Genomic DNA, 11,132 nt, shown 5'->3' with positions numbered 1-11,132 from the left:
GGGTCGAGGCGCTAATGTCGATGTGGGCTGATTCGAATCATCGGCGCGGGAGTTGCTGTTCCAGTGAAACACCCGGCCGAATCGCAACATGCTTTTTGGGTAGTTGCAAGGTTTGCAGAGTGTTCGGCCATCGCTCGGGGCTTCCGTTGATTTCGATTCGGCGGGGCAATCACATCGAAAAGGAACTGGATAGATGAAAGCGGTTTGCTGGCACGGTCGGAACGACATTCGCGTGGACAACGTCGACGACCCAAGAATACTGGATCCTCGCGACGCAATCATTCGCGTCACTGCCTCCGGAATTTGCGGGTCGGATTTGCATTTGATGGCCGGTGCTGCTCCTGCGATGGAAGCCGGCGATATCATCGGTCATGAACCCATGGGCGAAGTCGTCGAGGTTGGCAATGCGGTGAGCGATCTAAGCGTCGGCGATCGAGTGGTGGTGCCGTTCACGATCTCTTGTGGTGAATGTTTCTTCTGTCAAAGCACGTTGTATTCGTTGTGCGATGAGTCCAATCGCAATGCGGAACAGGCCGAGAAGATCATGGGGCATTCGCCCGCCGGTTTGTTTGGCTACACACACATGCTCGGTGGATACGCGGGAGGGCAAGCGGAGTACTTGCGAGTTCCTTACGCGGATGTCGGGCCGATCAAAGTGCCCGATGGACTGCCGGATGAACAAGTCGTGTTCTTGTCGGACATCTTTCCGACCGGTTACATGGCGGCGGAAAACTGCGACATCCAATCCACCGACACGGTCGCGGTTTGGGGCTGTGGTCCTGTTGGACAATTCGCCATCCAAAGTGCTTGGATGCTCGGTGCAAAACGAGTCATTGCGATCGACAATGTGCCTGAGCGATTGGAAATGGCTCGATCGGTATCCAAGGCGGAAGTCATCGACTACGAAAACTCGGATGTGTACGAGACTTTGCAGGAGTGGACGAACGGACGAGGGCCGGATTGCTGCATCGATGCGGTCGGGGCGGAGAATCACGCCGCGGGCAACTTGCAGTCGGCGCTGGACGATGCCAAGACAGCGCTGCATCTCGGATCGGATCGACCGCACGTGCTGAACGAGATCTTCAAGTGCTGCCGCAAAGGCGGCCGAGTGTCCGTGCCCGGTGTTTACTTCAGCAGCGTGAGCCTGCAGTGGGGAACCGCCATGAACAAAGCGTTGCAGATTCGTTTGGGCCAGACTCACATGCAGCGCTACCTCACACCGTTGATGGAAAAGATCACCAACGGTGAGATCGATCCATCGTTCGTGATCACCCACGTCGAACCCTTGGACAACGCCCCGGAAGCGTACAAAAAGTTCCGAGACAAAGAAGACGGCTGCATCAAGGTCGTCTTGAAGCCATGAAGATGCAGGCACTTCGATAAGGTCTCTGCTAACCCGATACCGAGGTGTGAAATCAGTGACGCATCGACTATTGTGCCTTCAGTATTCAGCAATGGCGAATGTTTTGGGTCGATATGTTGCGTTTAAGTTGCCAGGGTATTCATGAAGAATGAGCTGTCGTTCCTCTGTATTCAGAGTTTGTTGTTGCTTGCCGTCGGATGTGCCCCGTCTGGATCTGATCTTGAAACATCACAATCTCCGTCTGTAGTCACTGATCAAACCGGGAATGTTGAAGACGCAGTTGCTTGCATTTTTCGACAGCGAATCGAAACCATTCAGGGCGACGTTACAGCAGGAACCGCCTTTGCAGCTGAACTGCCACAGTCCAATCGCAAGGTGATCGTCACTGCAATTCATTTGCTGGGTCCGGCAGGTGGATTGTCGTCGCAAGTGTCGGCGATCGAGATTTCGAACGTCGTGGAAACGGTCTCGATTTTTCGAATTGCAGGTGACGAACAAGAACAAAGTTTTCCGGCGATGCCATATCAACTTGCAGGTGCTGCTCCATTCCCCGAGAGTTCAACGAATGGCGATGTGCTCGTCTTTGCTGTTCCAGATGAAACGGCTTTGGACGCAATTCAGTTTTCTACGGCGGCTCTTCAGCCTGGTGATCCGGTATGGTTGGCGGCGCACGTGATTGGCGGGGCGCCCGAGGGTCGGTTTCTTCATCAAGGACGATTCCTTGGAGTCGAAGACGACGGCTATTTCAAAATGGAGTTTTTGAACGCGCAATTGGATTTGCGAGCAACCAGCGGTGCACCAATCGTCGATGAGAGCGGGCATGTCGTGGCTGTGAATCTGGCTGGAATGCAGGTGGAAGGTGCTCTTTGGGGATATGGCAACCCTGTCACGCGATTTGTGCCTGGACTGGACGAGGCCATGCCAGATGAATGATCTTGTGTACCATCCGAGTCAGTCAATTCACTCGCCTTCTAGGATTTTGCCCATGTTTCGGTTCACGCTGGTTGCCTTCCTTGTCGTTTTGGGCACCGCCAGCAGCGGCGACGAACCAGTTGTGTCGAAGCGAGAGAAGCTTGCTGGGCGTGTTGCGAGTATCGTCGTCGATGGTTGGCGACGCGACGTCGAAGCGGCAACTCAAAATGTGATTGAGTCTGATCTGCCCGAGACGGTGCGAAAGCGATTGGAGTCCAGTGAGGCTGAATTCAAGAACAGCTTCGATTGGAAGCAGGTTGAAACCTATGTCGCAGATGAATATTCAACAAAATTTGACAACGCAGAGCTCGGGGAAATTCATGCGTTCTATTCGTCCGCAACAGGTAGCAAATTCCTTGCGGAACAAACTGATCTAAAAAACAAGGTCCTACGCCGGGTAGCACTTGCGAAGCTCGAGTTGCCGTTGATTCTGCGAACAAAATCCAATGTTACCAATGTCGTCGACGGCGCCACGGGGCCTTTGAAAAAATTGCTGGAAGACGCTATTCAGTCCCCACCAATTCCGCCAGAACATTTGGTTGGAACATGGTATACAGACGATATGGATGAGCAAGGGAACGGATACCGGGGCTGGCACAAGAAAAGTCTGTCGGGATCCAACGCGTTGCATGGTGTGCAGATCAACCATGCATCCAAAGAATTCATGAGTTTCAGCGATGAGGGCGTTTGGGTCCTCCAAGGGAAGTTGTTGGCGGAAACGAACTTCAACTATGCAGAAGAGAGTCAGCTGATTGTTATCGAATCGGTCACCGCGGATGAGTTGAAGTATCGGTTCGTCGAGTTGAATGCTGAGCCATCAGAATGGCCGTTGATCGTTGACACGAAGAAAGAGATCACGCTTCCCGAGAAGCCGACCGGTTACAAGGACCCATTCGAGTGAACTAGCGGCAACAGTTGAAACGTCTTCCAAGAAGAATTGTCGTCTTCGTTCTTAGGCGCGCCTTCAATTCGGCTCTGGCTTGAGCCCATGCTTCTTCGCAAATTCGAGCAAGCCCGGGGCCAGTGAAGCGGTTGTTCCTGAGAGTATGTCAGCCCAATCTTCGATCGGATCCATCGCGTCTTTGAGTTCACGTCGACTTTGGTAGTCGCCTCGCTTCGCTCGGTTGACGATGCTGTCGTAGTGGCGTTGCAATCTGCTTGCCAATTGATTGGCCCCTTTGATTTCAGGGGCGGATGCTGCTTCCACCAAGTGTTCGTGGATGAGTTCGATGGGCAGTCGATACTCCAATTCGTAATCGGCATTTTTACGATTCGAATGTTCGTCGTCCGACTGGTGGACTTGCAATAGTTTCACCGGCTCGTTTGTATCTTGCCAAGGATCGATTCCGCAAAGGAGATTTGTCAGTTCTCCGAATGGGCGAAACAGATACCAACGATCCGAACGTTGGATCGCTAGGAAAGATCGCACGTTGTGAATGTGCTTTTCCTCATGGTAGCTCTTCTCAGTCGTGAGTACCGTGAACACAACGCGTTTGTCATCAACCAATCGCTTTTCCAACTGTTTGATGCTTCGGATGCGAACAAGATCTCGGAGTGTGAAATGGAATAGCTGTCCTCCGCGGAATTTTTTGTCCTCTCCGAACGCCCTCGTTTCTAAGAAGTAAGAATCAATGGCGTATCGCTCGATGGCAATGCTGGGGAGCAACAAGGGACGAATGGCAGGGTCCACCAACAGCATTGCTGCCTGATCGTCCCCGGCGTTGGAGGCGGCCACCATCGCTTTCAGGGCTGCCTCGGCAGAGTCCGCCCCGTCCAGCAATTCGACCACGTCTGCACGAGCAGTAGGCTCATCCGCCGATGACCTGGGTGAGTCGCCCATCTGAAGCGAGAGAACGGCAAAGAGAAAGCCGCTAGCAAAAATCGATGGTCGCATGTTCGAGACGCTCCAAATAGGCAAACGAATGCACTGATTTGGCTAGCACCGAACCAGTGTCTGACCAATACACCCGGCGGGTGTATTTGAATCTACGATTTTACGCGTTTTAGCCACGTTGCCGGACTTTTTGTCAACTGATTGGAAGGCACTGCCAGTCATCGAAGGTTACAACAGGTTTCGCTCTTTTTCAATCTCTTTTTGAAGCGTGCTGTTGTCTTGGTCACCGGTCACCGTTTGCTTCGTCGATAAAGCGATTCGCGTAACGGCTCTCCGAGTCCATAGTTGTGTGCCCAGGATTTGGGCAAGTTAAAGAAGAGAGATTGGGGTGCGAAGGGGGGTGGGGTTTTATCTTCAAAAACAGAGTACCGCCGTCCCCTGATTTGGGGCGGGGTGGTTGAGACGCCGCTGGGAAGTCAGGCGGAAGAACTCAGGACAAGTTCATTCCGTACAAATGCTTGGTCGAAAATTCGCCCATCATATATGTCTTCCTCTGTCGTTAGATTCTGTTTCCTGTTGTCTCCTCTTTCTCTCCACTTTTACCTGCTGCTCTATTCCTTCTTTCTTTAACTTGCTTTTGATTACGCTTAAAACCTCTTCTTCGTTTTTAGCAGTGGTGATAACCGAATCGTGGATCGATAGAACGGGCAACCGTCGCCTTCTTAGCTCAGCGTAGATATCGTCAATGAAGATTGTGGCTTCTCGGTCTTGCAGTGAGCGAATAAACCTTCGGTGATCTCCTCGCTTGCAGTTCCATATATGGTCATGTGCACTTTTATACGTTTCCTTCATAAAGTGCTGAACCGCCAACGCTGGCTTGTTTCTCGATTTCGGAGTGCGATTGGGGCCGTAGGCGAAAGCACAGTACGCCCTCTTTGCTTCATCTCGGCTGACGTTGAGGGACTCTGCGATCTTGTTATAGAAGCTGTTGTCCAAACAGTCAGCAGTGAACTGAGTGTTTCCACATTGGTAGCTTAGTAAGGTGGGCTGAGAACAAATCAGGTCGCAGTTTACCCAAGGTTGCCCCGCGTAGAAAAAACCTTGTCGAAACTCCCTCATCAAACTCGTAAGGGGTGAGAACAAACGCCTAACACTATTTCCTCTTTTTACTATGCCTCGACGATTCAACAACTTCAACACTGGAAGGCCGAAGGTCTGAACAGAACTGTCACGCCAATCGTCCAGCGAACTCGAAAAGTTGAAAGTAGCGGTTCTATATTCTCCTGGTTTTCCTTTTTTTTCTGCTGAATTTCCACTTTTTTCTATCTGATCGAACAAAAACTCCCTCTCAACAGCGTTGCGAATGTCAACTCCCTGCCAATTGCAGATCAAAACCTCTCGCATGATATGCTTGAGATGCCCAACGTCTGGTGTGAGCAAGTCGAGTTGATGCTGCGAGTATTGAAGCTCGGGTTCAACTGGCTTATTTCGGACCAGTGCTGATATCACATTCTTCGACTCAAGCCGCTTGACCGTAGTCTTGCCCCAGTCGTGAACTCGGTATCTCTGGGGGCGTGCTTCGTTTTTGCCTGTTGCGATATTCTCGGCAACATAACTTTGATCCCACTTGATAAAGCCGTTCTTTTCTAGCCATGCTTTGGCATCATGGGGCATAGTGCCATTGCTTCCAATTTTCTCGAAGTTGTCACCATGGATGTATCGCCACGACGACTCATCGGTCTCAAAGTATCCATTCCGAATGACAGACCAAGTCAAGTAATAGCCTTCGCGTCGCCGTCGATCTAGCTTCTCGTTTTCGAGTCGGTCTTTCAGATCTTCCGGCACGAAGAGAATCGTCCCGGCAAGATAGTCGTCACACAGCTCGTCTATCTCTTGTAGTTTCCTTTTCAATTTCATAGTCCTACCCTTGCAATAAATACATTTCCCTCAGTCTAAACCTCATTCACCGTTCATTTTTTCCAGCCTTGCTAACTTTCTGTCTCAGCCAATGCAAGCAAGTTCCTGGCCTGCTCGAAGCTACCGACCATTTTCAAGAACTTCCTTGCCTCACCAAGAAGGTTGATCGACAAGGAGGCATCCCGCATTCGTCTCCGATGTGATCCAATCACGTTGATAATGGCCGAACTTGAAACGATTAGCCCATGCTTTCGCTTCACCTCTTCTTTGATCTGTTGGTTCGTCCAATGCAGGTGGTCTTTTGCCGTCTCGCGTATTGCGTCTGTCTTAATCATCTAAATCCTCCGTGCCCTATATCGCTGGGTGCAAAACTTTGTCCCAGCAGCCGTCAGTGACAACTTCAACTAGCTTGATGTTATCCGGCCCAAGCGGTTCTTCCGCCCATCGTGGACAGTAGTGGAAGTCGCTGCCGTCACCGTCAACTTCACCAAGGCTGGAAAGCACTTCTAGGAACTGTTCCCAGCTTTCAAATTCGTGGTCTGTTGGCCTATTTCGCCAAGCCTTTTCTATTCTCTTAAACGTTTGATGTCGCATTTGGTTTCTCCCTTGAATGCTGAGTAAATGAGTGAGCAAAGGTGCTCTACTTATCTATACACATCTTTTGGGCAAACTCCCGTTTAACGCCAAAACAGCCCGCCAAGAACGACGGGTAAGACACAGGCACCTGGCTGAATTAACCAGCTAGAACCGCGTAGAGAGACTTCTGAAAGCCCACGAAGGTGCTGGTGATCTCATCGGCACTACCTAGCACAGAAATCGCGTCTTCAATCGCTTCGTATTTCAGCTTCAACAACTCGGGCAGAACTTCACGATCCAAGACTTCGGTGCCCGATTCGATGTAACGCGATAGGACAAACTCGACAAACTCTCTCTGTTCTTGAGAAAGCCCTTCGTAAATATTGGGTTCTGCGGCAGCTACTCGCTCTGCCCGCGTAATGGGCGATACTTCAAACGAAACGTACTCCAACACGTCGAACAGGTCGCTGTCTGGATCGGCCACTAGCTCTCGCAACGTGTTTAATGCGTCGATGCCGTATCCTGCCTCATCCAGTCGGTCTAGCAGAACCTTTCGGGTAGATGGATCGGACCAAGTATCTCTTAGCTCTTGTTCCGTGCTGTAGAAGTCAGGCAGTTTTCCGAAGAGTTGTTGAATGAACTGTTCCGATGTGACTGGTTGCCCGTCTGGTCCCCAGAACGAAGTCTCTGTCATGTGGTTGATTTGGAGACTTTTTCCTTTACCAAGCTCAATCTTCACTTTCTTGATGCACTGACAAGGACGTTGCCCGCACTCGGGGCAAGGATCTTTCACACAAACGCAAGGAGATTGCCCGCACTTTTTGCAAACCTTCGGTGGCTTCTCGCAAATGCAGGGATATTGCCCGCATATTTCACACTCGTCAGGGTCAACGGGGTCGCCATCCCATTCAGGATCGGCAAAGTGATCGAAGATATTCACGAAGTCGTAGATCGTGAAGTAGTCCTTCCCGTCGAACATCCGTGTACCGCGTCCAACGATCTGTTTGAACTCAATCATGTCGTTCACAGGTCGCATCAAAACAATGTTTCGCACATTCCTTGCATCTACACCCGTGGATAGCTTCTGAGACGTCGTCAGGATTGTAGGGATTGTCTTCTCGTTGTCCTGGAAGTCGCGTAAGTGCTGTTCTCCAATCGCCCCATCGTCTGCCGTCACTCGGCAGCAATAGTTCAGATCGTCGCTGTCCTTCATCTGATTAATGAGGTCTCTCACAATTCCGGCGTGAAGCTGAGTCTTACAAAACACAATCGCTTTTTGCTTTTGGTCTGCTTGCTCCAAATAAATCTTCACCCGGTACGCCTCCCGCTCAACGATCTCAATCACCCTATTGAAATCTTCTTCTTTATATTGCTTGTTGTTCTCGACTTGGCCCTGAATGATCTTGTCATCGGGTGAGTAAACGTATTCGTCCAGCGTGGTCTTGATCCGCTTAACTCGGAACGGGGTTAGAAACCCATCGTTGATCCCATCTTTTAGAGAGTACGTGTAGACCGGCTCGCCAAAGTACGAATAGGTATCGACGTTGTTCTTGCGTTTGGGGGTTGCGGTCAATCCAATCTGAACAGCGGGGGAGAAGTATTCGAGAATGTCACGCCATGAACTCTCGTCAGATGCTCCGCCCCGGTGGCATTCGTCAATGATGACTAGGTCAAAGTAGTCTTTCGGGTAGTCTCCAAAGTAGGGCGTTTCATCTGGCCCACTCATGAAGCTCTGGAAGATCGTAAAGAAGATACTGCCATTGGTCGGCACTCGTCCTCGCTTGCCGATCTCATCTGGTCGAATCCGTACCAGTGCATCTTCTGGGAATGCGGAGAACGCATTGAACGCTTGATCGGCAAGAATATTGCGGTCCGCTAAGAACAAAATGCGAGGGCGTCTTGATCCATCTCTCTTGAGGTTCCACCGCGTTTGAAACAACTTCCATGCGATCTCGAAGGCAACCGCTGTCTTGCCCGTCCCCGTAGCCATCGTCAGAAGTACACGTTGCTTACCGTCAGCTATCGCACCCGTCACGCGATTGATCGCATTGTCCTGGTAGTACCTTGGTTGCCAAAGTCCACCACTCAGATTCAACGGCTCGCGGTTGAACTTGTCTCGCCACTCATTTGACTCGGCAAACGTCTTGTCCCAAAGTTCCTGCGGCGTGGGATAGCGGTCTACCGTGCCCTCTGTCCCAGTCTTCATACCGATTTGGTAGATCGTCTTGCCGTTGGTGGCAAAGGTCGTTTCAACGTCCAACCTACCCGCGTATTCTTTGGCCTGCCCCACTCCGTCGGCAGCTTCCTTCTCGTCACTCTTCGCCTCAATGACTCCCAACTTGATCCCACGATAGACCAGAACGTAGTCGGCAATCATTCGCTTGGATCGTCGCCCACCAAGTTGAATCCGGCCATCTGTAATCTTGTACTCGCGACGCACCAACGAGTCTTCAACGCTTCCCCAGCCAGCAGCAGCTAGGGCAGGGTCGATCAGTTCGGCTCTGGTTTCGGATTCGTTCACGGCACCAACTCTAGTTCAGACGATTTGGCAGTGAGTTGCCCGGTGAACGCTTTTTGCAGAATGGACTGTTTGAGTTCGCTGAGTGCCCAGAGCTTTTGTTTGCAACAATGTTCCAGCTTCTCAACTTCAGCAAGCAACAAAAGCAGTTTTTCCACAGTTGACTTTTGAACTTCCGGACTTGGAACAAAAATCGGCAGTGGATCAATATCGTAGTTATTGATCTGAGGAATGGTGGAGCCGCTTCCTAGTTCCCTCATGTCAACGTTTACAAAATAGAAGAACAGAAAATGAGGATTGATACTATCTGGAGGAATGACGCCCATGATGTTCAGGTCACAGCAAATGGGAACCTTTGTTAGACGTTTCTTGTTCGTCAAGATCGCTCCGCCCCGTTTTGGAAAGATCGTGGTTCCTACCGGAAAGACAGAGTTTGGCTTAACGTCAGACTGGAGAAGATAACGCGACGAACCAACAATCTCTGACTCATTGCCTTCATGGTTCATGTCGGCAACTTTGACATACGGCACATCTCCGACACTCTTTTCCAGTGCTTTGTTGACTGTAGTCCCACTCTTTAGTACACAAGCTTCTCCAAGCGTTGTTTCCTCCCATCCTTCATTTGGTCGCGTGAAAACGCGATCAAGGTAGCTGGCAAACAATTCCTTGGCGTTAGCCAAGTTTCTTTCGGTGTTCTCTTTCGCCTTTCCAATCGCCCCCAATGCTTCATCGAGAATTGAAACGATTCGCCTTTGCTCATGAAGAGGGGGGACCGGAACCTCTACCTTACCCAAATTCTTTCGGCTAATTCGCTTTCGCGTTGCTCCTGTGCATTCTCTTTCAACTGCTGAAAGATAGGGCTGTGATTGTGAGTAGTAACGGAAATAGTCAACGATCATCACAGACGAATCAAAGCGAGCAATTGTGCAATCAACTGCCGTTACCATCCGATCTTCGCAATCAGGGATAACACACGCCCTGCCACACGGGTCCGGCAATCGCGAAATTAGGCAATCGCCTTCAAAGATTTCTTCGCAGTTCAATCGTGCAAATGTCGCGTTGGAGATAAATCTCGCCTTGTCCCGTCGATCCTTGAATTCTCCGACGCCGACGTTTCCTGTCTGGATAAGTCGAATCCCTTTTGGCGATTGATCTTTCGATTCAATCCAATCTCCATCCGTGAAGAGGCTGCACAGAGAGGCAAGCGGTTTGTGAAGTGTTTCGCTCATACCAGTCCTCGAATCGTTTCAAGGATTCCAGCAGCTTCTTCGTCCAATGTTTGAATCTCGTCAAGAATCACTTCTGGCTCTCGTAGCACTACCTCCTCATCGCTATTCGGATTCTTTACCGACAAATCGAAGGATGCTTGATCGACATCCGTAGACTTCACGGACCACGAGTTGTCACTGTCTTTTTTCTTTTTCTGTAGCTTTACAAACTCGGCTAGGTCTTTCTCGTTGAGAGGGTTTGTCTTGCCCAGGTTGCGGTCAAGGTTCAACTGATAGAACCAGGTCTTCTTCGTTGGTTTCCCCTTCTCGAAAAACAACACCACCGTCTTCACTCCCGCACCCGTAAAGGTGCCACCCGGTAAATCAAGAACCGTGTGGAGATCGCAGCTCTCTAGCAATAGCTTTCGCAAGCTCACGCTTGCGTTGTCACTGTTGCTTAGGAACGTGTTCTTGATGACGATGCCCGCCCTGCCGCCTGCCTTCAATCGTTTGATGAAGTGCTGGAGAAACAAAAAAGCAGTCTCGCCAGTTTTGATGGGGAAGTTTTGTTGGACTTCCTTTCGTTCCTTGCCACCAAAGGGCGGATTGGCAAGACAGACATCGAAGCGATCTTTCTCTTGAAGGTCATTGATCCCGCATTATTCACCAAGAACTTGTTGAATAGAGAAACCATCGCGTGAACCACTGCGTTTAACGGTTAACCACAACCAACTCAAACGCAAC

Annotated in this window: 8 protein-coding genes; 3 read left to right on the top strand and 5 right to left on the bottom strand. The window is 50.5% G+C overall.

All coding sequences use genetic code 11. From position 1 onward, the window contains the following. Positions 1-193 precede the first annotated feature (193 nt). From CEE69_RS16170 to CEE69_RS16160, 3 genes are all read left to right on the top strand, one after another. Positions 194-1,363: a zinc-dependent alcohol dehydrogenase gene (locus CEE69_RS16170; protein WP_099261667.1), complete on the top strand. Its 1,170-nt coding sequence runs from the start codon at positions 194-196 to the stop codon at positions 1,361-1,363. A gap of 141 nt (positions 1,364-1,504) precedes the next feature. Then, positions 1,505-2,296 carry a trypsin-like peptidase domain-containing protein gene (locus tag CEE69_RS16165; RefSeq protein WP_099261666.1) on the top strand — a complete coding sequence of 264 codons (792 nt, stop codon included), beginning with the start codon at positions 1,505-1,507 and terminating at the stop codon, positions 2,294-2,296. A gap of 52 nt (positions 2,297-2,348) precedes the next feature. After that, a complete protein-coding gene (locus CEE69_RS16160) occupies positions 2,349-3,236 on the top strand; it encodes a DUF2059 domain-containing protein (RefSeq protein ID WP_233215286.1) in 888 nt (295 codons plus the stop codon). 63 nt (positions 3,237-3,299) lie between these two features. Here CEE69_RS16160 and CEE69_RS16155 read toward each other — a convergent pair whose 3' ends face one another. The 5 genes from CEE69_RS16155 to CEE69_RS16125 form a co-directional block, all read right to left on the bottom strand. Further along, the gene (locus CEE69_RS16155) at positions 3,300-4,229 is read right to left on the bottom strand and encodes a hypothetical protein (protein WP_233215285.1); all 930 of its coding nucleotides are present in this window, start codon (positions 4,227-4,229) and stop codon (positions 3,300-3,302) included. 477 nt (positions 4,230-4,706) lie between these two features. Beyond that, entirely contained in the window at positions 4,707-6,086 is a 1,380-nt protein-coding gene (locus CEE69_RS16150) for a hypothetical protein (RefSeq protein WP_099261664.1), read from the bottom strand. A gap of 733 nt (positions 6,087-6,819) precedes the next feature. Next, positions 6,820-9,183, bottom strand: coding sequence for an EcoAI/FtnUII family type I restriction enzme subunit R (hsdR, locus tag CEE69_RS16135; RefSeq protein WP_099261661.1), 2,364 nt, complete (start codon positions 9,181-9,183; stop codon positions 6,820-6,822). After that, positions 9,180-10,409 carry a restriction endonuclease subunit S gene (locus tag CEE69_RS16130; RefSeq protein ID WP_099261660.1) on the bottom strand — a complete coding sequence of 410 codons (1,230 nt, stop codon included), beginning with the start codon at positions 10,407-10,409 and terminating at the stop codon, positions 9,180-9,182. The genes hsdR and CEE69_RS16130 overlap by 4 nt, the downstream gene beginning before the upstream one ends. Continuing rightward, complete coding sequence (locus CEE69_RS16125) at positions 10,406-11,041, bottom strand: HsdM family class I SAM-dependent methyltransferase (RefSeq protein ID WP_199169888.1); 636 nt, start codon at positions 11,039-11,041, stop codon at positions 10,406-10,408. Before CEE69_RS16125 ends, CEE69_RS16130 begins: the two co-directional genes overlap by 4 nt. Positions 11,042-11,132 lie beyond the last annotated feature (91 nt).

The sequence above is a fragment of the Rhodopirellula bahusiensis genome (assembly GCF_002727185.1).
GTDB classification, from domain to species: Bacteria; Planctomycetota; Planctomycetia; order Pirellulales; family Pirellulaceae; genus Rhodopirellula; species Rhodopirellula bahusiensis.
Note: the sequence above shows the minus strand (reverse complement) of the source record. Positions and strands in the feature narration are given on the sequence as shown.